This window comes from Mucilaginibacter sp. (genome assembly GCF_964263795.1).
GTDB lineage: Bacteria > Bacteroidota > Bacteroidia > Sphingobacteriales > Sphingobacteriaceae > Mucilaginibacter.
Map to the genome: position 1 here is coordinate 159,097 of NZ_CAXVWK010000057.1, position 23,028 is coordinate 182,124.

General features: G+C 44.7%; 28 protein-coding genes and 1 pseudogene. 22 read left to right on the top strand and 7 right to left on the bottom strand.

What is annotated here, in order from left to right; genetic code table 11:
* Positions 1-141 precede the first annotated feature (141 nt).
* The 4 genes from ACE5CV_RS10550 (at position 142) to ACE5CV_RS10565 (ending at position 4,304) form a co-directional block, all read left to right on the top strand.
* Positions 142-978, top strand: coding sequence for an alpha/beta fold hydrolase (locus tag ACE5CV_RS10550; protein WP_374950128.1), 837 nt, complete (start codon positions 142-144; stop codon positions 976-978).
* A gap of 123 nt (positions 979-1,101) precedes the next feature.
* Complete coding sequence (locus ACE5CV_RS10555; RefSeq protein WP_374950129.1) at positions 1,102-2,199, top strand: NAD(P)-dependent alcohol dehydrogenase; 1,098 nt, start codon at positions 1,102-1,104, stop codon at positions 2,197-2,199.
* A 323-nt stretch (positions 2,200-2,522) separates the two neighbouring features.
* Positions 2,523-3,383 carry an RNA polymerase sigma factor RpoD/SigA gene (locus ACE5CV_RS10560; protein WP_374950130.1) on the top strand — a complete coding sequence of 287 codons (861 nt, stop codon included), beginning with the start codon at positions 2,523-2,525 and terminating at the stop codon, positions 3,381-3,383.
* Between the two features lie 90 nt (positions 3,384-3,473).
* Positions 3,474-4,304 (top strand): NmrA family NAD(P)-binding protein, encoded by an 831-nt coding sequence (locus ACE5CV_RS10565; protein WP_374950180.1) that lies wholly within the window; start codon positions 3,474-3,476, stop codon positions 4,302-4,304.
* Between the two features lie 397 nt (positions 4,305-4,701).
* Here ACE5CV_RS10565 and ACE5CV_RS10570 read toward each other — a convergent pair whose 3' ends face one another.
* Positions 4,702-5,049: a hypothetical protein gene (locus ACE5CV_RS10570; RefSeq protein ID WP_374950131.1), complete on the bottom strand. Its 348-nt coding sequence runs from the start codon at positions 5,047-5,049 to the stop codon at positions 4,702-4,704.
* A 27-nt stretch (positions 5,050-5,076) separates the two neighbouring features.
* Positions 5,077-6,288, bottom strand: coding sequence for an NO-inducible flavohemoprotein (gene hmpA / locus ACE5CV_RS10575; RefSeq protein ID WP_374950132.1), 1,212 nt, complete (start codon positions 6,286-6,288; stop codon positions 5,077-5,079).
* Positions 6,289-6,422: 134 nt separating this feature from the next.
* On the opposite strand from hmpA, the gene ACE5CV_RS10580 reads away from it, so the two are divergent.
* Together ACE5CV_RS10580 and ACE5CV_RS10585 are read left to right on the top strand one after the other, a co-directional pair.
* The gene (locus tag ACE5CV_RS10580; protein WP_374950133.1) at positions 6,423-6,860 is read left to right on the top strand and encodes an RrF2 family transcriptional regulator; all 438 of its coding nucleotides are present in this window, start codon (positions 6,423-6,425) and stop codon (positions 6,858-6,860) included.
* Between the two features lie 79 nt (positions 6,861-6,939).
* Positions 6,940-7,080 (top strand): hypothetical protein, encoded by a 141-nt coding sequence (locus ACE5CV_RS10585; RefSeq protein WP_374950134.1) that lies wholly within the window; start codon positions 6,940-6,942, stop codon positions 7,078-7,080.
* Between the two features lie 167 nt (positions 7,081-7,247).
* Here the strand turns inward: ACE5CV_RS10585 and ACE5CV_RS10590 are convergent, their stop codons facing one another.
* The 4 genes from ACE5CV_RS10590 to ACE5CV_RS10605 all read right to left on the bottom strand — a co-directional run bounded on the left by ACE5CV_RS10590 (position 7,248) and on the right by ACE5CV_RS10605 (position 9,905).
* Positions 7,248-8,243 carry a zinc-binding alcohol dehydrogenase family protein gene (locus tag ACE5CV_RS10590; RefSeq protein WP_374950135.1) on the bottom strand — a complete coding sequence of 332 codons (996 nt, stop codon included), beginning with the start codon at positions 8,241-8,243 and terminating at the stop codon, positions 7,248-7,250.
* A 50-nt stretch (positions 8,244-8,293) separates the two neighbouring features.
* Positions 8,294-8,869 carry a Crp/Fnr family transcriptional regulator gene (locus ACE5CV_RS10595; RefSeq protein ID WP_374950136.1) on the bottom strand — a complete coding sequence of 192 codons (576 nt, stop codon included), beginning with the start codon at positions 8,867-8,869 and terminating at the stop codon, positions 8,294-8,296.
* A gap of 96 nt (positions 8,870-8,965) precedes the next feature.
* Positions 8,966-9,589 (bottom strand): hypothetical protein, encoded by a 624-nt coding sequence (locus ACE5CV_RS10600; RefSeq protein ID WP_374950137.1) that lies wholly within the window; start codon positions 9,587-9,589, stop codon positions 8,966-8,968.
* Positions 9,573-9,905 carry an RNA recognition motif domain-containing protein gene (locus ACE5CV_RS10605; protein ID WP_374950138.1) on the bottom strand — a complete coding sequence of 111 codons (333 nt, stop codon included), beginning with the start codon at positions 9,903-9,905 and terminating at the stop codon, positions 9,573-9,575. The genes ACE5CV_RS10600 and ACE5CV_RS10605 overlap by 17 nt, the downstream gene beginning before the upstream one ends.
* 114 nt (positions 9,906-10,019) lie before the next feature.
* On the opposite strand from ACE5CV_RS10605, the gene ACE5CV_RS10610 reads away from it, so the two are divergent.
* The gene (locus ACE5CV_RS10610; RefSeq protein WP_374950139.1) at positions 10,020-10,358 is read left to right on the top strand and encodes a zinc ribbon domain-containing protein YjdM; all 339 of its coding nucleotides are present in this window, start codon (positions 10,020-10,022) and stop codon (positions 10,356-10,358) included.
* A gap of 543 nt (positions 10,359-10,901) precedes the next feature.
* Here the strand turns inward: ACE5CV_RS10610 and ACE5CV_RS10615 are convergent.
* A complete protein-coding gene (locus ACE5CV_RS10615) occupies positions 10,902-11,648 on the bottom strand; it encodes a hypothetical protein (protein ID WP_374950140.1) in 747 nt (248 codons plus the stop codon).
* 422 nt (positions 11,649-12,070) lie between these two features.
* Here ACE5CV_RS10615 and ACE5CV_RS10620 point away from each other — a divergent pair, with 422 nt between their 5' ends.
* The 15 genes and pseudogenes from ACE5CV_RS10620 to ACE5CV_RS10690 all read left to right on the top strand — a co-directional run bounded on the left by ACE5CV_RS10620 (position 12,071) and on the right by ACE5CV_RS10690 (position 22,969).
* Positions 12,071-12,463 (top strand): single-stranded DNA-binding protein, encoded by a 393-nt coding sequence (locus ACE5CV_RS10620; RefSeq protein ID WP_374950141.1) that lies wholly within the window; start codon positions 12,071-12,073, stop codon positions 12,461-12,463.
* A gap of 40 nt (positions 12,464-12,503) precedes the next feature.
* The gene (locus ACE5CV_RS10625; RefSeq protein WP_374950142.1) at positions 12,504-13,571 is read left to right on the top strand and encodes a DUF932 domain-containing protein; all 1,068 of its coding nucleotides are present in this window, start codon (positions 12,504-12,506) and stop codon (positions 13,569-13,571) included.
* Between the two features lie 53 nt (positions 13,572-13,624).
* Complete coding sequence (locus tag ACE5CV_RS10630) at positions 13,625-13,999, top strand: hypothetical protein (RefSeq protein WP_374950143.1); 375 nt, start codon at positions 13,625-13,627, stop codon at positions 13,997-13,999.
* A gap of 11 nt (positions 14,000-14,010) precedes the next feature.
* Positions 14,011-14,232, top strand: a complete 222-nt coding sequence (locus ACE5CV_RS10635) for a hypothetical protein (RefSeq protein ID WP_374950144.1) — start codon at positions 14,011-14,013, stop codon at positions 14,230-14,232.
* On the top strand, positions 14,229-14,468 hold the full coding sequence (locus tag ACE5CV_RS10640) for a hypothetical protein (protein WP_374950145.1): 240 nt from the start codon (positions 14,229-14,231) through the stop codon (positions 14,466-14,468). Before ACE5CV_RS10635 ends, ACE5CV_RS10640 begins: the two co-directional genes overlap by 4 nt.
* A 5-nt stretch (positions 14,469-14,473) precedes the next feature.
* Positions 14,474-15,058: a PRTRC system protein E gene (locus ACE5CV_RS10645; protein ID WP_374950146.1), complete on the top strand. Its 585-nt coding sequence runs from the start codon at positions 14,474-14,476 to the stop codon at positions 15,056-15,058.
* A gap of 11 nt (positions 15,059-15,069) precedes the next feature.
* Entirely contained in the window at positions 15,070-15,285 is a 216-nt protein-coding gene (locus ACE5CV_RS10650; protein WP_374950147.1) for a PRTRC system protein C, read from the top strand.
* A gap of 3 nt (positions 15,286-15,288) precedes the next feature.
* Positions 15,289-15,465 carry a hypothetical protein gene (locus ACE5CV_RS10655; RefSeq protein ID WP_374950148.1) on the top strand — a complete coding sequence of 59 codons (177 nt, stop codon included), beginning with the start codon at positions 15,289-15,291 and terminating at the stop codon, positions 15,463-15,465.
* 119 nt (positions 15,466-15,584) lie between these two features.
* Positions 15,585-16,463: a hypothetical protein gene (locus ACE5CV_RS10660; protein ID WP_374950149.1), complete on the top strand. Its 879-nt coding sequence runs from the start codon at positions 15,585-15,587 to the stop codon at positions 16,461-16,463.
* Positions 16,438-17,187, top strand: coding sequence for a PRTRC system protein B (locus tag ACE5CV_RS10665; RefSeq protein WP_374950150.1), 750 nt, complete (start codon positions 16,438-16,440; stop codon positions 17,185-17,187). The genes ACE5CV_RS10660 and ACE5CV_RS10665 overlap by 26 nt, the downstream gene beginning before the upstream one ends.
* On the top strand, positions 17,184-17,996 hold the full coding sequence (locus ACE5CV_RS10670) for a PRTRC system ThiF family protein (RefSeq protein WP_374950151.1): 813 nt from the start codon (positions 17,184-17,186) through the stop codon (positions 17,994-17,996). The genes ACE5CV_RS10665 and ACE5CV_RS10670 overlap by 4 nt, the downstream gene beginning before the upstream one ends.
* A gap of 11 nt (positions 17,997-18,007) precedes the next feature.
* Positions 18,008-18,199, top strand: coding sequence for a hypothetical protein (locus tag ACE5CV_RS10675; protein WP_374950152.1), 192 nt, complete (start codon positions 18,008-18,010; stop codon positions 18,197-18,199).
* Positions 18,200-18,202: 3 nt separating this feature from the next.
* Positions 18,203-18,670, top strand: a pseudogene (locus ACE5CV_RS10680) (macro domain-containing protein).
* An 11-nt stretch (positions 18,671-18,681) separates the two neighbouring features.
* On the top strand, positions 18,682-19,044 hold the full coding sequence (locus tag ACE5CV_RS10685; RefSeq protein WP_374950153.1) for a DUF2493 domain-containing protein: 363 nt from the start codon (positions 18,682-18,684) through the stop codon (positions 19,042-19,044).
* A 193-nt stretch (positions 19,045-19,237) separates the two neighbouring features.
* Positions 19,238-22,969: a hypothetical protein gene (locus ACE5CV_RS10690; RefSeq protein ID WP_374950154.1), complete on the top strand. Its 3,732-nt coding sequence runs from the start codon at positions 19,238-19,240 to the stop codon at positions 22,967-22,969.
* Positions 22,970-23,028: the final 59 nt, after the last annotated feature.

The window sequence follows — 23,028 nt, forward strand, 5'->3', positions numbered from 1 at the left end:
ACGCTGACTATATATCGGATTTTTACCTCCCGATTGACGAAATATCAATTATTTCATCTGCTTAAAATTTTTAAGTACTTGGTTTTTAGTTATTTAATAGTACTGGTATCATGTTGGTTTATTAAACTTTAAAACAGCTATATGATCAGTTACATTACAAATCTAAAAACTTCAAAAAAGCTTATTGCGGCGGCATTTGCTGTGTTGGCGGCACTCGGTGTTTTTGCCTCGTGTTCTAAAGACAATCACTTTAAAACAGTTAAAACTTACGTGCTTGTTCACGGCGCCTGGCAAGGGGCCTGGGTTTGGCAAGATGTAAAGTTACGGTTGGAAAATGCAGGTCAGAAAGTGGTGGTGGTTGAACTTCCTGCTCACGGAGATGATCAGACAGCGGCCGGAGCAGTAAACCTGAACATATACCGGGATAAAGTTGTTGCGGCCATCAGGGCGCTAAGCGGCAATGTAATCCTTGTCGGGCATAGTATGGGTGGTATGGTCATAACCGCTGTTGCGGAGGCAATCCCTGACCGGATTGAAAAACTTGTCTATATCGGTGCGTTTTTACCTTCCGACGGCCAATCACTTGGCGCACTGGCAGCAACAGACGCACAGTCATTACTCGGGCCAAACCTGGTATCGTCAGCAGATCAACTGACGCTTGACATCAAAAGGGACCAGGTAACCAACATCTTCTGTCAGGACGGTTCGGACCCTGTTAAGGCACTGGTTGTGTCAAAGTTCAGGGTTGAGCCCGCCATTCCCTTTGGAGATAAGGTGACACTGACTGCATCAAACTTCGGGAAGGTAGATAAATACTATATCCATACGCTGCTTGACCACGCGGTCGGTATAGACCTGCAGTATCGCATGGTCAAAGCTGCGGGGATTACTAAGACATACAGCCTTGGCAGCGGACATTGTCCCTTTCTTTCTATGCCCGATAAATTAACAGCTACTCTGCTGGATATCCTCAAATAGAACCAGGACAATTGATTGACCACGAATAGAATCTCATCATTCCCTGCGTGTTATCAGACGGAGCGTGGTTGCCGGATTTATACGAATTCGCATTCCCTATCAATATCAAAAAATTAAACAAATATGGAAATCACAGCAGCAGTTATAAAGGAAAAGAGCGGGCTTTTTTCTTTTGAAAAGGTACAACTGGATGAACCCCGGCCGAACGAAGTTCTGATTAAGATAACCGCATGCGGTATCTGCCATACAGACCTGGCAGTGAGGGATCAGGTTTATCCTGCACCTTTGCCAATTGTTCTCGGCCATGAAGGTTCGGGCGTGGTAGAGCAAGTAGGTGATGAGGTTACAAAAGTTAAAGTAGGAGATCATGTCGTACTCAGCTTCGGGCATTGCGGTAAGTGCCCTAATTGTCTGAAGGGCAGCCCGGCATATTGTTATCAATTCCTGAGCCTTAATTTTGAAGGCTGCCGCACAGACGGCACGCACGCGCATCATCTTGACGGAGTGGCGCTTCATGATTTCTTTTTTTCCCAGTCTTCTTTCGGTACGTATACGATTGCACCGGAGCTCAACGTAGTAAAAGTAGACCCGACGGCTCCGTTGGAATTGCTTGGCCCCCTGGGCTGCGGTATACAGACCGGCGCGGGCGCTGTGATTAATTCTCTTAAGCCAGGACCGGGTTCCGGGATTATCATCTTCGGCACTGGGGCTGTCGGCCTTTCGGCAATCATGGGCGCTGCGGCTGCAGGCTGTACGACCATTATCGCAGTGGATATCAATCCATCGAGACTTGAACTAGCGCTGACAATTGGTGCAACCCATACACTGGACAGCAGGCAAAGTGATTTTGCCGAAGCGGTCAAAGCAATAGCAGCGGACGGCCTCGATTTCGCGCTGGATACGACTGGCAGAGGCGAAATTATTAATTCCGCCATCTGTTCACTTAAATCCAAAGGGACATGCGGTATCATCGGTGCATCTCCCAAACCGTTGTCCCTGGATGCCAATTACCTCGTGGGAAAAGGCCTTCAGCTTAAAGGAATCGTTGAAGGAGACAGCGTTCCGGATCTTTTCATACCGCAGCTTATTTCTTTGTTCAAACGTGGAAAATTCCCCTTTGACCGTCTAATCAAATATTATGAACCGGCACAGATAAACGAGGCGGCGGATGATTCCGAAAAAGGGTTAACAATAAAGCCCGTGATCAGGTTTGATGGCTGAGATAAGGTAACATGCGGTCAAAATCGCTAAGATAGCCGGTAAGCTTGTGTGACAGGACATGTCTGTGAATTGCTGCCTTATTTGAGGGGTATCGATACGAAAAGTGAATCAGCTCCATGACCTACAGCTTTAAGTGGCATCAGCGGCAAGTCGTGACTTTAATGGAAGGGCCATCATTTTGTGATGGTTACGAAGTCTCGCCGTTCTATCGTGCTACAAACGATATTTTGTCAAATCGGCCATACTTTGAAATATTAACAATTGATTTAAAGGTAGTTGGCTATATAGTCAACGATTTGTATACGAAGCAGAAAACGAAGTTTATGAGGGAATTTACCAAATCCATGTCGTTTACCAATAAAGCCGCCGGCTCTATAGACAAGTACTTCAGGGAAATTAACAAAATGCAGGTACTGTCCAGGGCAGAAGAGATAGCGCTTTCGCGTCGGATCCATGAGGGCGACCACGTAGCCCTAAACGTTTTAACCACACGGAACCTGCGGTTCGTTGTGTCTGTGGCTAAGCAATACCAAAATCAGGGATTAAGTTTTGAGGACCTGATCAGCGAGGGTAATATTGGACTGATAACCGCTGCCAAGAAGTTCGATCCTTCGAAAGGATGTAAGTTTATATCGTATGCCGTGTGGTGGATCAGGCAGGCTATAAGCTATGCCTTGGCAGAGCAGGTCAGGACGGTTCATTTACCCAATAATTGTCATACCTTATTTAAGAAGATCCGGCGGTCTGAGTCTGCTTTGGAACAGCGGCTTTGCCGGCAACCCAGCCCTGATGAACTCGCCGATTACTTGCAACTGCCTGTTTGGCGGATTATCGAACTACTTTCGTTTTCCGAAAGAACACTTTCTGTTGATCAACCCGTAAGTTCCTATAGCGATATCACTTTGCTTGATTTTTTAGTGATACCTGAAGTGAATCCGGATAAGTCACTTTATGACAACAGTGACTGGTCTGCCTTAAGTGCATGCATGAAAATATTAAGCCGCAGAGATGTTGAAATTATTGTCAATTCCTTCGGACTGGCAGGAAATGAGCCTCAAACATTGCAAAGTATTGCCGGTTCAATGGGTTTCACTATAGAACATACCAGGCGGTTAAGAGATGCTGCGCTAGTCCGCCTGAAACATTCAAAATTTGCGCCGGTGATCAGGGAACTGCTTAATTGACAGGACAAAAGCTCTTTAATTATATCAAATCAAATGGTAAAACGCAAAATTATTGTGTTCGGAGCTGCCGGTAACTAGGGGGAAGCCGTCATCCGTCACTTGCTTAATGACGGGAACTGGGAAGTAATAGCTGTAACCTGCGACCTCCGGGCACCTGCAGCACTCCGGATGCAGAATATGGGTGCTTTATTGCATCAAGCTGATCCGGCCAGCCAGGCTGCGGTCGCCAACGCGGTTCGAAGCGCCTATGGCGTATTTTTCGTACTACAGCCTTGGGACTTGGGCAATACGAATAGTGACCCGGAAAAGGAACTGCTTCAGGGCAGGAATGTGATCTGGGCTTGTCATGTTGCCCGCATAAAGCATGTTGTCTTCAGTTCAATCATTAACCCCGATAATATTCCTTCAGGAATTCCACATTTTGACAATAAAGTGGAGATCGAGCGGATGATACAGAAGAAGCAGCTGCCGTTCACCATCATACGCTGTGGTATATTTATGGATAATATCGGATATAGCTTTATGCGCCTGAGCGACAATGTGTTCAGCAGTTACTTTGCCGGTGCAACCGCACTTCCTTTCTTATCTTACGATGACGTGGGAAAATGTACAGTTCATCTGTTCAATAATCCGGATGAGTTTTTAGGACAAACCCTGGATCTCGCAGGGGACCTGGTAAGCGGGGAACAGTTGGCAGGAATAGCCCGGAAGGTTTGTTGGGGAAGGGATTTTTTCTATGGGTCTACGCCTCCGTTCCTTATCAGGGTTTTCAGACCTGCCGATTATGTTATCCGCCGGTATTTCGAGCGTTACAGTACAGGAGAGGGACAGGTGCTGATGATACGCGCTCTTCAGCGGTCGAGATCTTTGTTCCCTTATCTGAAAATTGTTGAAGACATGCTGGCAGCCCTTATCAGATAGCATTTTTCCACGTCATACTTCGGAAAATGCCGGGTCGGGCTCAAACACAGTGCCGGCCGTATGTCTCCTTTACTACAGTTGAGATGGTCCCGGAGGCTCCCAAGCTGTCGAAGATGCCGTCATCAAAGCTGACCGTTTGGCTGAGTAAACGTACTAAGCGCAATTTGGCAAGATGTAAGCTGAAGGCTGAGTTGCGGTGAGAATAATTGACACAACCGAATATAGCGTTAGAAATTGGAGTGAAACACTCCGAGGCCTGCTTATCGGCAATAATAATGGGTTGTTAGCAACAACCGTTTACATGCTGAATGCTCGGGCTTGTCTTTAAGTTAAGCCTATAAGTGTTTATAAATATTGAAAAAGGCCGGTTTTCACCAGCCTCTAAAGAACAAAAAATTTATAACACATAGATAAGCAGCATCGCCAGATTGACGACCAGGCTTGTAAAAAAAGAAGTCAGCGTTACTCGTATACTCATCCCTCCCATATTTGCTACCAGATTAGCAAAGAATCCAAGAATCGTTATTGGTAATATGTAAATAGGAGCATTGTAGTAATAAATCAGTGCCGCTGGTAATGCCAATATTAGGTTGCCATGTACCATAAGGCTGACGAACCACCACAAAGTGCGGTTCTGCTTCTGACCGTCAGCGAAATTAAGATAAGCTTTTAGCGGATGGAAAGTATCGGTCTTCGCATCTCTAAGCATCCAATTTCTTCTAGTATTTATTTTTAATGTTAACATGATGTTGTAGTTTATGAGTATAAAAAATTAATTAAGTGTCAGCACTTGCGGTCCGAACTCCTCAAAATGAATATGATCTTTGCTGATGCCGGCTGAAACCAGATCACTGTATTGTTTACTGATGAAAACCGATGGGCCGCAAAGGAAATAATGTCCGTCAGGATCCAGCAGATCTTCAGGTAAGGTTGCAATATCGAGGTAGCCCTGACGGATGCCCGCAGCTTGATGCTGTTCACTTGCCTCGTTATAAAAAATATGATGATTGAAATGTGGATATTCAGCTGTGATATTTTCAACGTCCTCTTTAAAGGCATGTACTTGTTCATTTCTGCAGCCATGCAACCAGGTCACAGAATGCTGGTGATTATTAGCCATAAGGGCTTGAAGCATACTTAGAAGCGGGGTCAGTCCTACACCGCCACTGATCAGTATGATCGGTCCGTCCATTTCTTCCTTAAGTGTAAAGTTACCGGAGGGGGCAGTCAGCTCTACCACATCATCTTCGTTTACCAGATCGTGCAGATGATTACTGATCATGCCGTTCGTATCAATATTTTGACTGCGTTCGCGTTTTACGGATATGCGGTAGAAATTATTATCCGGCGCACTTGAAATACTGTATTGGCGGGATTGATTAAGGTTGAGTTGCGGCAAAAAAGTTCGAACGCTGATGAACTGACCGGGAAGGTGTGCTGCCACGCGTCCGCCATCAGCAGGATACATATAAAAAGAGGTGATTTCGTCGGATTCTGCCACTTTTTTACGGATTTGAAATGGCCGCCATCCTGTCCAGCCATGTTCCATATTGGTTTTATGCTGATACAGCGATGCTTCATGACCGCTCATCAGGGTGGCCAGCTGGTTGTATGCGGCGGTCCATGCGTCAATAATCCCCGGTGTAGCACCATCACCTAAGACTTCCTGGATAGACGCAATCAGATGACGGCCCACGATAATGTAATGTTCCGGTCTGATATCTAAACTGACGTGTTTGTGTCCAATACGGTCAACTACCGGAAGGAGTACTGTAGGGTCTGCGATATTTTCTGCATATGCCAGCACAGCCAGAGCAAGCGCTGTTTGTTGCTTATCACTCTTTTGATTACCCATGTTGAACATGTTCTTTAATTCCGGGTGATGGGTAAACATCCGTTTATAAAAATGCTTGGTCAATAAGACGCCGTTTTCTTTTAGAACAGGAACGGTTGCAGTAATGTAGGCTTTTTGTTCAGTTGTCATATAGTTTATATTAATACCTTTTTATCTTCTTTTATTTTCCAGTGATTGATTGTTTCTGATTGGACAGGACAAATTTATAAATAAAATAATAAAAGACAAATTTATCTTTTATTATTTCCTATCTTTGTTTAGTCATGGGAATATTTTCAAAAACATGTGAATACGGCATACGTGCGGTATTCTTTATCGCACACACTACAGCAAGTGGCCGTAGAGTTGGAATCAAAGAGATTGCTGGTGGTATAGATTCGCCGGAATTCTTTCTTGCAAAAATTTTGCAGGACCTAAGCCGTAAAGGAATCATTAATTCTTTTAAAGGTCCCAATGGCGGCTTTTATATCGCCCCTGAAAATTTAAAACGCCCTTTAAGTGACATTGTAGAAACTATTGACGGGAACGGACTCTTTAAAGGGTGCGCACTTGGACTTAAGCAATGTTCAGAGATAAATCCTTGTCCGTTGCATGAGGAATTTAAAGCCATACGGACACGAATCCATCAGATGCTCAACACAAACACGATCGATCAGTTTAATCAAGAACTGATGAATGGTCTTTTGTCACTAAAAAAATGAACCGGTATGTGTAACTGAACAGCGGTTGTAAAAAGCCGGCTGCATAAAAGTTATTAATCCAAACATCACGTAATACTACTTGAAAATTAAGGAAGGTTGTTTTTTCATCCTGGCCTTTTACCGGGAGAATCACTGGATGACGATTGCTGCTGTGGTCAATCTCATGCTGGGACTTGCTGTTCATTTGCTTCCTGTTTTATCAGCCCGCAAAGAGCGTTGAGTAGTGTAAATTATCAAGCGTCTATTAAGGCTTATTCCATTTTTAATTGAGCCACTGTGACGGTTGCCCTTTATGTAATCAGCTCCAGGTCGAAACAATAAGCATACCGTGTCAGGCTAATTCTTCAGGAAAATAGACTATTATAGATATAGCCCTTACAGCATTGGTCAGAAAAGCGCTACCAGCCGTTTTCCGTCCGCTACCTCCATTTTCCAGATGCTTTCTATATCTGAAATCCCGATGGTTTCCACATCAACTCTGATCTTGCCCTCGGAGGCGAGCTGAAGCATTGCAGGAAGAATCTCCGTTAAGAGCACTTTCATCTGCTCTTTGGTCCAGCTGCCCAGCCCCGACCCGGTCAGGTGCAGGTCTACACTTCTTAAGATCGCTGCCGATAGCTGTATTTTGTCGCCCGCCATCGAACCCACAGATACATACCTTGTCCGATGAGTGAAGTTGCCTTCGCCCTTAAGTGCCTCCAGAATCATCTCCGCGGGATGCCCCCATATATAATCAACCACCACATCGATCGGCGTAGCCTGATGGATGTTCTTTATCTGCTCGATAAAACCTTCATCATCCTGACGGATAGTGATGACCGCGTCTGCGCCCAGTTCCAGCAGGTCTTTTAGCGATTGCTCGTTCCTGCCTGTAGCAATGATTTTCTTTGCACCATACAATCGGGCTACCTGAACGGCAATCCGGCCAGTGAAGCCCGTAGCGCCGTTGATCAGCACCGTTTCTCCCGGCTGCATGTCCGCCCTGTAAAGTAATGCCATCGCAGAACCTGCCACAGCGTTGGGTAAAGCGGCAGCTATAGCAGGCGCAATATTTTCAGGTAAAACCACCATTCTTTTTTTATCGATCAATGCTTTTTCAGCCATCGTCCCGGTCACGCCCAGTGCGAAAACCCGGGTGCCGTCTTCCAACAGGCCAACGCCATCTCCGCCAATGACCTTGGCGTGGCTGAGGTCACCCTCCGTGGAATAATGCGTACCGCTGGCCATAGATCTGTCCAGGTGTTTGATGGCTACTGCCTGAACCGTCATGATCAGTTGGTCATCATTGTTAACATTTGGTACCGGGAAATTCGTTACATATTGCGGCGTTCCGCCTTTTTGAAACATTACTATCGCTTTCATCTCTTTTGTTTTTTTTTTCAAAAGTAGATCAACCCGTCCCGGTCAAACGATAACATTTGTTATCAAATAGCTTATTTGCTTCTTGCGATCCTGTTTTTAATACGACTGAGATGTACCGACGAAATGCCCAGAAAAGAAGCAATATAATGCTGCGGAATACGCTGAACAATCTCAGGGCGGTCCTGCATCAATTGTTGATACCGCTGTTCAGGCGAATCGCGGATAGACGTGGAGAACTGTTTAATGTAATCAAATGTCCGTTCGAAGAGCGCATCGATCAGCATATCGCGTAGCCTCGGAACCTCCTTGATCTCTGCGATAAGCTTATCCAGATCGGCTTTATCGATCCACCAGATCACCGAGGGTTCCAAAGTTTCGATTGTGATCGGGCTAGGAATGCTTTTCTTCAAACTTTCAATAGAAGAAACGCTGCTGTTTTCAAAAAAGAATTGGCCGGTGATCTCTTTGCCGTCGTCATTGTGCCATGCCCTTATACATCCTTTTTCAATAAGAAATAATTTATGAGCCACATCACCTTCTGCTAACAGGATAGATTTAGCCGGGACCTCGATACGCTTAAAGTGCTGTTGGTACGCTGTCCAGATCTCTATGGCAAGTGTGGATTTATTCGGAAGCTGTTCAAGCATAACAGGACGTCAAAATGATCATATCGTTGGCAACAAATATAAGGATTGATTAACCGATGAAGCACACGCAGAAAGTCGGGACATTCCCAGACTTTGCTAAAAGTCTTCATCTACCGTGTAAATGAAAAATGTATGTTCGTCCGGATAACCTTCCGGCCCCACTTTGACAAATAGCTGTCCGTCACCAATCTGGTCGACGTACCGGAACGTCATCAACTTAATACAATCCATCAGAAAGTCCTTTCGTTTCGCATATTGCCGTTGAATGGTTATCGCGATCACAGGAATGAGTACTTCAGCATCGGCATCTGCAGCTTCCAGCAGATCCCCGTCCTTTTGAAAACTCAGTATCATTTCATTAAAAGCTGCAAGTGAAGCGGCTTGCCGCTCTGCATTCAACTCCTGTTTTTTCCAAAAGGCTTTCCAGCCTTTGTAAAGTTCAATGATCAGATCATCGCTGCTCAGCTGAATTTTGTCATGCAGCAGTGAAGCCCATAACTCCGCAGGAAACACCGTATAAACCGCATGATAATCGCCTTTAAAATAACTTTGATAGTCAGCCAGCAAATCATCAAATCGTGACACCTGGTAAACATAAACACCATCGTTGACCAGCGCATGCCTGCCAAACGACCTGGTATGAAATACATTATTCACACCGCCGAAATGCGCAAACGCCCGGATATAGTCGGTCAGCGGCTTTTTACCAGCGGTTGCCATCTATCTCTCCCTCATTATCACGATAATTCCTTTGAGGTGGATTACCCTTTGATTTGAAACCGGTGCTGCCCTGATCTTTTTCGACAGCCTCTTTAACTGATAATTTACGACCGCCGATCATTTTGTCATTTAAGCCCGCAATTGCGCGCAACGCTTGTTCCCGGACGGGCATTTCAATAAATCCATAACCCTTTCTTTTACCGGTCTCCGGATCGGATATCAGCTTGATCGAAGCAACCTGGCCAAATTGGGTAAGCATTTGTTTTAGCTCTGCTTCTGCAAGATTAAAGGCCACATTGGCAATAAAAAGTTTCATATCTCAAAAATAACAGTATGCTGGTAATTTAAAAGTATTAACCAAGGTTTTCTACTCTATCGCCTTTAAATACGAGCAATTGTTACCTTTGCGTGTTAACAAAAATGAATTGCTATGAGTGAACTTCCTCCTTGTCCCATCTGCCGATCTCCTTATACTTATGAACTGGAAAGCTTGCTGGTTTGCCCGGAATGCGAGCATGAATGGAACCCGTCTGAAGAACTCGCAGGCAGTGACGGCTTTGTGGTGAAGGACAGTAACGGCAATACCTTGCAGGACGGCGACACGGTAGTGACCATCAAAAATCTTCCGGTGAAGGGGACATCGCAAACCATCAAAGCCGGCACCAAGGTCAAAAATATTCGCCTGGTAGATAGCGATCACAATATCGACTGTAAGATCGAGGGCTTTGGCGCCATGGCGCTCAAATCGGAATTTGTTAAAAAAGCTTGAGTTAGCCTTTTGAGAAATCATTTAACATTTTCCTCATCCTTCAGACTGTAAAAAGGATCTTTTTAAACCATTCTTCAAAGAAGATAACATCATGCCTAAGGTGATTTTTATTTAATATCCGACGCAGTTACAACTGATTAATAGACAAACCGGACATCAGGCAGGCTTAAAAGCTTATACGAGAAATAAATATTACCGGCGGTGATCTCAGCGATGGCAAAACTGATCGTAATTAAAATGTTCACTTTTTCGGCTTCAGACCGCTCAAGTCTCTGGTGACATATTTAAATAAGATGCTGCAATTTATGAGGTAGACGTTTGACGATCTTCGGATTCACGCGAAGCAACTCCTGTTAACGCTCGCCAGCGTATTTCATCACCTCCCGCTATTAAATGATGAGGTTATTTATATAATCGGATCCCAGGTAGTGCCCGCAAACTTTGAATGACAATACACTTCGATAGAGTACCGGGTTTTGAGACGATTCGTTAATTTACCTTTAGTACAAAGATGCTGCTGCGATCACTGGACTGAGCCCTCTACTACCTATTGCTTGCTGCGATGGTCGCTTCTATTATACTGTTCCTGATCAGGTTCCATTGCGCAATTGACACCTTCATAATTCCCATCTTTTGATCCATACCGATGGCTAATTGCCGTGTCGTCTCATCTTTTTTGTTCTCTGCCAAATAAAATGTGTAGACGAATGCGTTGATATAAAATTTGACCAGTCCGGTTTTGAACGCATCGACGGCAATAAAATTTTCATCTAAAGCAGCACCACCCGAAGTAAGCAAGACGCAGGGAAAGGCCATTTCATCAACCACGGCTTTTTCATAAATACTCGCTCTCAGAAATTCTTCTTCATCCTCACCTAACTTAAAGTTTTCAAACACTGCTTCCGTCGAGATACTTGCCCGCCACAATAATGATAACAGGAAAAGTTTGAACTGGTTATAATTTAAATCTTCGCAATGGATCACTTGGATGCCCCCAGGTACGCTGATCTGTTTGAACGCTGCATTTTCTTCCAGGTAAGGTTTGCGATAGAGGTTATTGCTCGCGTAACGTTCCAGTTGACCTATCCTGACGTTATCGCAGTCAGAACAGAAAATATGTTGTTCGTAGGAGCCGGATTGTACGGTACGGTGTTTAGCCGGCTCCGATGAATTAATAACATACAACCTCCCTTTATCATCATACATGCCTTTATACATGAAATCTGGCCATATATGTGACCGCCTGATCAGATCCTTTTCTTGTTGGCAAAGCCTGCAAATTCCTTTCATGATCGGAGTTGTAATTGTTCTTATCAAGATACGCTATTTCCATCAAATGCAAATATTGCAGATGGCACTTTTGCTGCGCTGCAAGAGCCTTGACATATACTGCGCAAAACCGGATGCTCCGGATTTGCATGACCTTATTTGATTGCTATAAGTCAGCTGACGCTTCCGCTATTTTCCAAAGAAAACGGACAAAAGAGGCGTCAAGCTCGGTCAGCCGTCACGTACGAACGCATAATGGCCTCCGCTGCGCTGCGGTCACCCTTCGGGACTTATAGTTCTCCCGCTCCGCCTTACGACCGCTCTTTTGACTTTCTTTTTTACCGTTTTTTCTTTTGAAAAATAGCTATCCGGGAGGGTCGCACAGGTAAAGGGAAAGCGAATTAATTAATTAACAAATTTTTAAAAATCAAAAGTTCAATGTTATGGAAATCACAGGAAGATTGGTAGCAGACGCTACCGTGAGAGCAGTCAACGAGGACAAAAAAGTAACAGGTTTCAGGGTAGCGGTCAACCGCCGTTACAAATCACAAGGGGAACAAAAAGAGGAAACGGCCTACATCGATTGCACGTATTGGCTTGGTGAGGGTATCGCCCCTTTTTTAACTAAAGGCATGTTGGTACAACTATCGGGTTTTATGACCGCAGAGCCGTGGGTAAGCCGTGACGGTGAGCCGATGGCAAGTTTAAGGTTTCGCACCGACGAAATTAATATGCTGACCAAATCGGCTAAGAATGTTGGAGGTAAAAACAAAAGTACCGCAAAACAGGCAGGTGACAAAAAAGGCGTGATTAAACCAAGCGGGCAATTTAACTAAGCGATAACCAACAAAATATTTAGTCTTAAAATTTAAGAAAATGGCACACAATCTTTTTTATAACGAGCAGACAGAGAAACACAGTTTTTTTAGTGTAAAGGAAAAAGCATGGCACGGCTTGGGGCAGATCGTGGAGGATTACCCCACCAGTGCGGAAGCGATACGCTATGCGGGTTTGGATTATACGGTGGAGAAACGCCCTCTGTTCACCAATGCGCTGAACAATGAACTCACAGGATTTGACCCCGATTTTGCAACCTCTAAATTAGAGGTGCCTGCATTCTTTGCGACCGTGCGCAATGATAATGACAGCGTTTTGGGCGTAGTTGGTAAAGATTACGAAGTGGTACAAAATGCAGATGCATTCCAGTTTTTTGATGCTATCGTTGATGGCGGTGACGGTATCAAATACGAAACCGCAGGCGCTTTGGGCAAAGGGGAACGCATATTCATCACCGCCAAACTACCCGATTATATTAAAGTTGGCAAGCAGGATTTAATAGAACAGTATTTGTTCCTGACCACTTCACACGATGGTTTCGGCAGTATTACCGCAGCATTTACACCGACCCGTATCGTTTGTAACAACACCTTAAATGCCGCTTTGCGCAACCAGTCGGGGGGCATCAAGATAAGGCATACCGCCTCGGCTAATGACCGCCTGAAACAGGCGCATACCTTAATGGGCATTTCGCATGTTGTGGCGCAGGAATTAGCCGAACTGTTTAATCATTGGTCAAAGGTGCGTATCACCGATGCACAGGTGAAAAAACTGATACAGGTAGCTTTAGCACCTAACAAAGAGGTTATCCAAAACCTCGAATTGGGTTTGTTAGATAAGCTATCAACCACTTACACCAATATCGTGGATAATGCCTATGCCTATGCGATGGGCAACCCGACCCAGCAAATGGAAACTACCGCAGGGACTGTATTCGGTGCTTACAATGCCATTACAGGTTATTACCAAAACGTCCGCAATTTCAAGGACGGGGATGCCAAATTCAAATCTATTATGGATGGTACGGCTAAACAGCGTGCGCAAGTCGCTTTTGACCTTTGCGGGAACTTTGCCAAACACGGAGCGGATGCGCTCAATCTGAATTAATACAACACAGGGGGAGCGATCCCCCTGCATTTATTCACCTTAATGAACGCAGGATGCAACCATTAAAAATGTTAAACAACGTGCAGAAAGCAAGGCTTTTACACAGTTTGTTGATAAACGAGATACCCGACTTTTTAGGTTATCTCAACGAATTGACCGAAACGGTTTTAAACGATAAGGAACGGGTAAGTGCAGAATGGAAAAACCAGTTATTTGGTGTGGACTTTTGGTTCGGGTTGGCAGAAGAAGTACAGCGGGTGATGGCCAAATATCCTAAAGACCTGCACAAAAGTGCTGCGGTTTTCGCTGACCAGTTATTCGACGGTTACACCGCCATTTTTACCGCCCATGCTTTAACGCAATACGTGGCGAACGGCAGGGATACCGACCCAAAGTTTAAACCCGCAGTTGATTTATTATTTAGCTAACCACTATTGCCATGAGCATATTATCAGTAAAAACAGAAAGAAACGCCCTTAGAACGATAGCGAAAACCCTGCGCTTTTTCGATGAACTCACTTTTTGCCAAATGACAGCGGAGGATGATGCAGATACCGCCAATGCCAAACGCCTGTTAATGAGCGTAATTGAAAGCGGTGGTTACCGCGCGGTTTACCAACGAAGAAAGGGCACTAAAATCATTAAAATCAAAAAGCCATGAACACCACATTTTTAACAGCGATGATACTGACCGCAATAGGTTTGTTCTTACGCTACCATATCAGCAGGCGCAGGTTTAACCGCAGGGGAATTGGCGGTTTACAGCAGTTCCCGACCTATGGCAGGTTCATTTTTATAACGGCAGTAGAAAGTGTAATCTATTTTATCGCAACGCTGTGCCTTTGGGCAGGCTTGTTTCTACTCGCCCTCGCAGGATTTAATCATTTTAAACATTAACAATTATGAAAACGAATTTTTTTCAGCAGATAGCAGGTTTAGGCTTTAAAGGCAACTTCCTGCTCAATATTAACCAAGATGAAACAGGGGTGCAAACGGTATCGGTGGTACTCAAAAAAGATAAGGCTATCGACGGTTTACCGCCCATGCTGTTCAAGGCGACCGCCGAAGAACTGGACGAGGGCTTTTTTGAACATCTGGCACAACCCGTACAGCAGACCGCAGGTTTAATAAGTAACCTCGAAAGCTATCAAAAAGAACTGGACAAGGCCAAAAAGGACGCCAAACCCGATAAAGCAAAAGCGGGTAAACCTGCCGATACCGACGAAGATGAACAGGACGAGGCTAACACCCTGTTCACCTCGCCCGAGGACGACAAGCAGGCCAAAGCGGAAAAGAAACGGCTGTACGACGAAGCAATGGAACTGGTGAAGAATTTGGCACAAAACACCAAGTATGCAGAAGCATTAGCGCAGTTGCCTTATGCTGCGGAATACCCTGACAAGGCAGATGCCATCGAAGCCAAACGCAAGACTTTGCAGGCAGGTAAAGAAGCCTACGATAAATTAACAGCAAGTTTTAACGATTAATCCCCGAAACAATGAAAGCGATGATATTACCGAGGATATTTCTGCACAAGGAGAACGGGCAGGAAATCCGGTTGACCGACCCCAACGACAGGTTTACCATAACAGAAGTGCAAAATTTCTATGCAGGCACTTACCCGATACTGACCAACGCCAAAATTACAGGCCCCGACATTAGGGACGATGAAGCGCAGTATCGTTTTGAAAGCACGATGGGAACAAAAGGATAAGCGATGAAAAATAAAAGATTGAACAGGATAATCAAAATCAACAGGAAAGGCGACCAATGGAAACTACAGCAATTATTCGGAGAACTGGCAGAGCGGTTGAACCGTCTGCCCGATGCAGACGAGGTAAGGCGCAACCCGCTCCGAAGCGCACCCGCAGGGCTGACGAAAATGGTTTTTTAAATCATAGTTTCCTGCCGTTTTGGTCTTTCAGCGGCAACAGGGAAAGGATTGCAAGGGAGTATTTTAACTCCCTTGCCAATCTCTGCAAATTTTATGGCTTCGATATACCTCAAACCGATTTGCCTTTCCCTCAAAATATCTATGCCACGTGGCAAACGGTGGAAAAGCAGGTAAGTGCGGTTAGTCGTGAGAACCATTGCATGATTTTACAGGACAAAGGTAAACAGGCGGTGTTATCGGTGGTTAAAACTTTTGATTTGAGCCATTGCCTCTTTTATATCCCTGTCAGGGCATACTGGCAATGGTCGCAAAGTGCCGAACATATCGCCATAACCGAACTGGTCACGGTCATTTTTGCCTACCTGCACCAAGTGGTAGATATCCCATTTTATGCGCAAAGCGGCACTTTCATGGATTACCAGTATGATACTTTGGAACAATGGGTAAGCGAAACCGAGGACGAGGGAAACACCGACGAAGAAGATAAGGCATGGCGACAGCAACAGGAAGATACCTTATACGAGTTAAGGCGGTCAGGAGGGCATATCATGCCCGTCATCAAAAACCCCGACTGGCTCAAAAGAATGTACACCATCGTAACGAACTTTCACCATAGGGACAAGCACGAACTGGAATGGGAACTGTTAGGCATTGAGTTTTTACAGCTTTACCGCCAGTACCCCAAACGCTCCTTGGCTGACGGCATCCATGAAGATTTGGTTTATCCTGACGAGGAAGAAAGGATAAGGGCAGATGAATACACGAGTTTTTACTGGAGTGATAAAGACTGTTTTCAGCACGAATTACTGGAAATGATTAACTGTTCTTTTCAGGAAAGACCCGTAATGGATGAACCGACCGCCGTTTACTATTTTGATACCTTGCCCGACCCCGACAGAAAAGATTTTGATTTTGAGAACCGCCTGTTTGACCTGATCGAACGCCTGCGGGACTTGCTAAATAATTACGACCATGAAGAACATCACCCAACAGTTTAACAGCGGTTTTGAACCGTTCAAAGCCCTGCTGATTTACCGCTACGATAAAGCCGAAGAAATTAACCAGTTCGGGCGGGAGGAGAAAAGTACCGAGATTTATGTGGAGAGTTATGACATCGGGAGGAACGGCAAACCCATCAATGCGCACCCGTTGAACGAAAAGGAAGTGTCCGCATTGAGCGACCTGTTGCAAACTACGCAGGAAACCAAAAGCGGTTATCTCAAAAGTAAAAAGCTGCTGCCTGCAAATGTACTGTATGTCAATCAACAGGCGAATGGCTACGCCATTTGGTTCACACCGCCACAGGAGGTCAGCTTGTTTTTCGTTGATGGCTTGCATATTCCGTCAGGCAGATTTCATGTGCCTGCCATGCTTTGGAAAGCCAATGCCGACCATTTGTCTGTTTATGGATTGACAGGTAAAGCCAAACCCAATGAAAGAACGAAACTCTGCCATGCGCCTTTTTTAAACATTTACGGGAGCGGTCAGGTCTGCATGGGAACGGTGCAGATAAACATCGGCAAATCCACCTGCCTGGAAGAATTTATAAAAACATGGGAGCAGTATTTCTTTAACAGCAGTTTCAGCCATTCCATCAGCGGGAACAACAGTACCAAAACCAACACGACCGAATTATGGCGTTCCCTCGTAGGTAAGGGCGAGCCGTTCCCGCAAAACGAATTGATCAAAAACAATTTGACCCTTAAAAGTATCATCCAATGAGAACCAAGAAGAAAGACAGACCCGCCGTACATATTGTACAAAAGGAATTATTACAGCCTTATAACCCTGTTACGGTAAACCTCATTGGCGCAGGCGGGACAGGTGGTCAGGTATTGACCGCAATCGCAAGAATGAACCATGCCCTGAACGCTTTAGGCCATGCGGGTTTATTTGTCAGGGTATTTGACAATGACACCGTAGATACCGCCAACCTCGGCAGGCAGTTGTTTACCACCGCCGAATTAGGCTCTTACAAATCGGTCGCTCTCATTAATCGCATCAATCGATTTTTCGGCACGAACTGGCGTGCGGAAACGACCCGCTATGACAAAGCATCCTTAAAGGATAAGGATTTGGCAAGTGCCACGATTACTATATCATGCGTTGATACCGTTGATGCCCGTTACGAAATAGCAGATATATTGAAACATTTAGCCGCTCAATACGGTGGTCGCAACCGTGTGCAGTACTGGATGGATTTCGGGAACAGCCGTTCGAGCGGTCAGGTTATCTTGTCCACCTTAGAAAAAATAAAGCAACCCGCTTCGGAACTATACCGGCCTGTAGAAACCTTGCCCTTAGTGACCGATGAATTTAAGGAACTGCTCGTCGCATCTGAACAAGCGGATAACACGCCAAGCTGTTCGCTTGCCGAAGCCCTGACCAAACAAGATTTGTTTATTAACTCCGCATTGGCCAATTGTGGCGCATCGCTCTTATGGCAACTGTTCAGGGAAGGCATTTTGTTTAATCGTGGCTTTTTCCTGAACCTGCAGGATTTCAGGACACAGCCGTTAAAAGTAGCTTAATCTTTAGCACCATGACAATTACAGATTTAGACGGAAAAGAAATAACGGTAACGGATTTGCAGTTAGCGATCTTACAGGCAGACGACTACCGCCATTACAGGGTAGGTGAACCCTCCGAATACCAAGTGTATTTGTATAATTATTGGGAAGATGTTTACCAAAAACTATTATTATTGGACACGGAAATTCAAAGCAGGAAATAAACGATGTTACGCTTCACCACAGGTAATTTATTGGATTCAAGTGCCGAGGCATTGGTCAACACCGTTAATACCGTTGGGGTAATGGGTAAAGGGATCGCCCTGCAATTTAAGCAGGCATTTCCGCATAATTTTGAAGTATACCGTTAGGCTTGCCTGAACGGTTCCTTTCAGACAGGGCAACTTTTAGCCGTTAAAGACCATGAACTATTAATGGGCGAACGGCAGATTATCAATTTCCCTACCAAAAGCCATTGGAAATCTCCCGCTACGTATGAGTTTGTAGAAACGGGTTTGGTCGCCCTTGTGACCTATCTAAAAGCAAATCCGATCAAAAGTTTAGCTTTGCCCGCTTTAGGTTGCGGTAACGGTGGGCTCGACTGGAAGGTGGTCAGGCCAATGATTGAAAAACATTTAGCGGAAATGGATTTGTCTGTTTGGGTTTATGACCCCAAAAGAAAGGGGGCAGTTTAATGCAGTTTAATATGGAGACATTCAGGCTGATAATAGCGGGTGGCAGGGGATTTGCCGACTACGCCCTTTTACAAAAGAAAGTCGATGTGATGCTGTCTGCCAAACGGTTTTCACATCACATAGAAATTGTATCAGGTAAGGCCAAAGGCGCGGACACACTTGGAGAGCAATACGCCAAAGCGAACGGATTTGCCGTAAAGGAATTTCCGGCAGATTGGAATAAAGAAAAATCTGCGGGCTACGAACGAAACAAGATCATGTCTGAATACGCCGATGCTTGTATCTGCTTTTGGGACGGCAGGTCAAAAGGCACTAAACACATGATAGACCTGGCCACTTCTCAAGATATCCCGTTACGGATAATACCATACTAAATATTAATTGCCCGGCGGGCTCCGGCGCACCGGAGCCCCTTTCGCCCCGTATTTTCGAATGGTTTATTGACCTGATGAAAATACGGGGCGTTTTTTAAACAGCGATATTATGAAGCTAAAATATTGCTTCGAGTTTTTGTTAAATTTGTAATGCTCCATATTTTATCAGCATCCAATTTTAACTGATTATCCCATGCCTTTAATCACCATTCTAAGTGCTATTTCAAGTTTTTTACCCGAAGCCCTTGCCGGTTATTTTCTCGGAAAAGGAATGGATAAAATGTTGGAACCGGGAATATCATTGAAGGATGATCTGCAGGATGTCATACAGGAAACCATAGTTGAATACTCGGATGCTGATCCGCGTGATTATGGCAGAAAATTACCCTTTTATCATTCAGTCAGTATTCTCGAAGGTTTATTGAAATTTCGGGTTATGGCTCCGGAAGACTATGACCCCGGATTGCTATTAACTACTTTTGAAAATGAAGAGGATATCGTTCCGCCAACAGCGGACGAGCTGAATAGTTTCTTAGCCTTATTTATGGCCAAGATCAGCAGTTCGGACAATTTACGAAAATTGGAGATCAAGGAAACCTACAGCCAGGAGATTTTTACTATTTCCCGTAAGATTACAGACCTCTCCAACCGCATCGATAATCTCGCGCTGCAATACACCGGCGACCTGGAGTTACAATGGAAAGATCGCGTCGATACTTATGTGAAAACGTTAAAAGATTTTAAGCCCGCCACTGCACTCGGGTTACTGGAGAGTCTCGAACGGAGTTTGCAAAGCAGCTCCAAGAGGCCCGGGCAAAATTTCATGGCATTCCTGGAATTTCAAAAAGGAGAATGTCTCGGATTCTTAGGGCGCCGTGATGACTTATACAGAGCAAAACTTAAAGCTTGGACGATGGATAGCGGAAACACCCTTTACGGACAATCCGCGTCAATCTGTTTATACCGTATGAAAGATGCGGCGCAACTTGCTAATGTTTTGGAAGCTGTATTTATTTTGGATGCTTTTAATCCTGTTGCCTGGGCGATTAAGACACTGGAACGGGCTCAGCAGGAAGACCTCAAAGAAGTGCTAAATGCCGTGCCGGTATTGGTTTACAATGATCAGATTTTCAGGCGTGTAATGTTTAATGAGGCAAACTATCATCAGCAGAACATCTTATTTGAAGAAGGCCTTGTTCTCAGTTGCCTTGATTATCAGGAAAAAGAAGTGACCATCGATAAATACGGCGAAGCGGTGTTCTGGGTCAATTCAGCTGTGAAGTCAATTTTCAGGGTTTACTTTTTAGACTATTACGAAAATAACCAGGCACACCGGGAGGAAATGTTACAGCTGAATAAAATGCTGAAACGTTTCCTGGAAAAGGCGTTAAACTCGGAGATCACCGATAATTTCGAACTCATGGAGTACTTGCTGGCTTTTACTGAGTTTAGTATACATGACGGAAAGGACAATGCGCAGGCGATGGAAACAATTTACAGGCGGATGCTCCATAAAGAGCTAACATCTGCCATTCAGACGGCCAATGCCCTACAGCTTAGCGGACTGGTGGAACGGGGAATCGCCTTACTGGAAAATGAACCTGAACTGACCCCTGCAGCCTTGTTGCTTTTGCTGCACAGTTATCAGAAGATAGATGACATGAACGGTTACTGCCGGGCCTCGAAAAAATTTGCGGCCTCAATAACCCTTTTTGACAACGAATTTTTACTGATGTATCTCAACCTCATGGTAGAGATAAGGCTGAATGGTCAGATAGGTAATTTCTCCAAAGAAGATTTCGTTTCCGGTAAAACTTACGTTGAAGAAACAGACGTTGAGCTGGTTAATGCGGTCGCGGATTTGATTTTTGACGAAGCGACTGACGAGACGCGCACTTTTCTAGTTGAAATGGCCATGAACAGCCAGGATTCGAAACTGGTAGATATCCTGGGTTCCGCTTTTTTTGCAGCCGAAGCTTATGAATCGGCGCTCAGTATTTTAGCACGTAACCTTGATGGGAAATCGGCTGGGAGGGAATTGTATCAATACATTCACGCCAAAAATAAAACAGGTCAAGACTATCCGGGACTGTTAAAATTATTGGAAAGCTGGCGGCTAAATTCACCTTTTAGCGCGCAGTTTTGCAGGCTCGAAGCCCAGCTCAGGCAAGATCTCGTGGACTGGAAAAGTATCGTAGATATATGTGAATATTACCTGGAGCATTTGCCGGACGATTCCGCTATGCTGGCATTGTTTGCGAACAGCTTGCATTTACAGAATGACGAAGCGTATAATAAAAAACTGGAGACGCTGCCTTGGCGCGCAAAGATCAGTGACTTTCACCGCCCGCAACACCTTATAGCGGTAGTAGATATTTTATTTCTGCATGGAATGTACGTGGAGGCCTTTGAACTGCTTTACCCAAAAGCGCTGGATCCCGCAGCCATAGAATTAAGAGCGACCTATGCGAAACTGGTACTCCACCGGGACGATACGATTAACGTTTTTATGGAATATGAGACCGTGGAGCCTGGTCATTTTGTCAAATTTGAACGCGAGGGGCAAGTATCTTATATAGAGCTCACGGATAAGGCCATGGCTCATCCGGTTTATAAAATGTTTCCCGGTAGGTCAAAGGATGAAACGGTGTCGGCCAAAAGACCTTTAACAAATTTAACAGACACCTACAAAATTACCCGGATCATGAACAAATATCTGGCTTTATTCGACCAGATTATGGATCAATCTGAAAAAGATCCGCATGCCGGCCTGCCTTTCTCTGTGATGAAGATTGACCCGGAAAATCCGGGCAGTATTTTTGAAACAATGCAGTCGATGTTTGGCGACCGTCACCAGGTCGCTGAAAAAACCAAGGAAGCTAATTTTGATTCTTATTATAATGGCACGCTATCTTTATCCGAACTGATTTCCACTGAATATGATGGGAAATTTTTACAGGGTTACTATAACGTAATTCGTTTTCGCAGTGGGATCAGTTCGATTCGCCGCCAGGAATTTGCGAAATATCCTATTGACCCTGCACGGCAAATGGTGCTCGATTATACTTCGGCAATCCTGTTTTATCAGGTTTGGAATTTTCATAAACATGTATTTTCGAATAGGTTTATCGTGTCCAAATACCTGGTTGAACAGGTAAGGTTCGAGATCAGCACCCTGCAGTATAAAGATGACCGGTTTAATACTTCCGGTTCGGAGATCGGCAAGGTTGCGATTGAAGATCCCACATTTGCATTTTTAGATGACCGGATGGCTTATCTGCAGGGCTTGCTGGAATGGATCCTGTCGAATTGTGAGGTGCAATTATCCGAGCAAACTTTGGATGCCGTTAAACAGACGGGGATCCGGTTGGGAAAAACTCCCATTATGGACATCGCCCTGGGCACCTTGCTATTAATAACTGACGACCCCAACCGATTGTTGGTCACCGACGATAGCTTTTATCTGCGTATGGGTTTAATGCCGCTTGATCGGATCGTGAGCAGTGAGCATTATTTAAAATCGATGCTTCCTGCAGGATCAGCGACTTTCAATGAATTGGTTAGAAATCGCTTTAATAGGTATTCGCCTACATCACAACAGCTTTCTGAAGAATACGTTAAATACCTGTCCGGTTCTTATTCAAACTATGCGCTTCTTTTAAGTAATCTTTCGGTGTTCAACAGTGCCGAAAACTTAGAGACTGGTGTGGCGCATTTAAAGCAAATTGCACTTAAGCCCATGTTAACGGATGCGCAGATACTTCGGGACATGACGGCGGTATTTGTTAATCTTTTGAAAGGGTTCAAAACTTCTTTTATTGATCTTTACACGCAAAAGATTTTTCTTGATTTTAGGTTGATGGGCCTGAAACAGGATATCGCGATGCAGGCAATATATGATGCCAGGAATATTTTACTGGCATAGCCGTAAACTACATAAGGTTTGATGCTTAATCGTAATTTTGCAAGCAGTGCTTGCAAAAT

Coding starts and splice junctions, on each gene's coding strand:
- ACE5CV_RS10550 (WP_374950128.1), top strand. CDS start 142: ATGATCAGTTACATTACAAATCTAAAAACTTCAAAAAAGCTTATTGCG.
- ACE5CV_RS10555 (WP_374950129.1), top strand. CDS start 1,102: ATGGAAATCACAGCAGCAGTTATAAAGGAAAAGAGCGGGCTTTTTTCT.
- ACE5CV_RS10560 (WP_374950130.1), top strand. CDS start 2,523: ATGAGGGAATTTACCAAATCCATGTCGTTTACCAATAAAGCCGCCGGC.
- ACE5CV_RS10570 (WP_374950131.1), bottom strand. CDS start 5,049: ATGTTAACATTAAAAATAAATACTAGAAGAAATTGGATGCTTAGAGAT.
- hmpA (WP_374950132.1), bottom strand. CDS start 6,288: ATGACAACTGAACAAAAAGCCTACATTACTGCAACCGTTCCTGTTCTA.
- ACE5CV_RS10580 (WP_374950133.1), top strand. CDS start 6,423: ATGGGAATATTTTCAAAAACATGTGAATACGGCATACGTGCGGTATTC.
- ACE5CV_RS10595 (WP_374950136.1), bottom strand. CDS start 8,869: ATGCTTGAACAGCTTCCGAATAAATCCACACTTGCCATAGAGATCTGG.
- ACE5CV_RS10600 (WP_374950137.1), bottom strand. CDS start 9,589: ATGGCAACCGCTGGTAAAAAGCCGCTGACCGACTATATCCGGGCGTTT.
- ACE5CV_RS10605 (WP_374950138.1), bottom strand. CDS start 9,905: ATGAAACTTTTTATTGCCAATGTGGCCTTTAATCTTGCAGAAGCAGAG.
- ACE5CV_RS10610 (WP_374950139.1), top strand. CDS start 10,020: ATGAGTGAACTTCCTCCTTGTCCCATCTGCCGATCTCCTTATACTTAT.
- ACE5CV_RS10615 (WP_374950140.1), bottom strand. CDS start 11,648: ATGAAAGGAATTTGCAGGCTTTGCCAACAAGAAAAGGATCTGATCAGG.
- ACE5CV_RS10620 (WP_374950141.1), top strand. CDS start 12,071: ATGGAAATCACAGGAAGATTGGTAGCAGACGCTACCGTGAGAGCAGTC.
- ACE5CV_RS10625 (WP_374950142.1), top strand. CDS start 12,504: ATGGCACACAATCTTTTTTATAACGAGCAGACAGAGAAACACAGTTTT.
- ACE5CV_RS10630 (WP_374950143.1), top strand. CDS start 13,625: ATGCAACCATTAAAAATGTTAAACAACGTGCAGAAAGCAAGGCTTTTA.
- ACE5CV_RS10635 (WP_374950144.1), top strand. CDS start 14,011: ATGAGCATATTATCAGTAAAAACAGAAAGAAACGCCCTTAGAACGATA.
- ACE5CV_RS10640 (WP_374950145.1), top strand. CDS start 14,229: ATGAACACCACATTTTTAACAGCGATGATACTGACCGCAATAGGTTTG.
- ACE5CV_RS10645 (WP_374950146.1), top strand. CDS start 14,474: ATGAAAACGAATTTTTTTCAGCAGATAGCAGGTTTAGGCTTTAAAGGC.
- ACE5CV_RS10650 (WP_374950147.1), top strand. CDS start 15,070: ATGAAAGCGATGATATTACCGAGGATATTTCTGCACAAGGAGAACGGG.
- ACE5CV_RS10655 (WP_374950148.1), top strand. CDS start 15,289: ATGAAAAATAAAAGATTGAACAGGATAATCAAAATCAACAGGAAAGGC.
- ACE5CV_RS10665 (WP_374950150.1), top strand. CDS start 16,438: ATGAAGAACATCACCCAACAGTTTAACAGCGGTTTTGAACCGTTCAAA.
- ACE5CV_RS10670 (WP_374950151.1), top strand. CDS start 17,184: ATGAGAACCAAGAAGAAAGACAGACCCGCCGTACATATTGTACAAAAG.
- ACE5CV_RS10675 (WP_374950152.1), top strand. CDS start 18,008: ATGACAATTACAGATTTAGACGGAAAAGAAATAACGGTAACGGATTTG.
- ACE5CV_RS10685 (WP_374950153.1), top strand. CDS start 18,682: ATGGAGACATTCAGGCTGATAATAGCGGGTGGCAGGGGATTTGCCGAC.
- ACE5CV_RS10690 (WP_374950154.1), top strand. CDS start 19,238: ATGCCTTTAATCACCATTCTAAGTGCTATTTCAAGTTTTTTACCCGAA.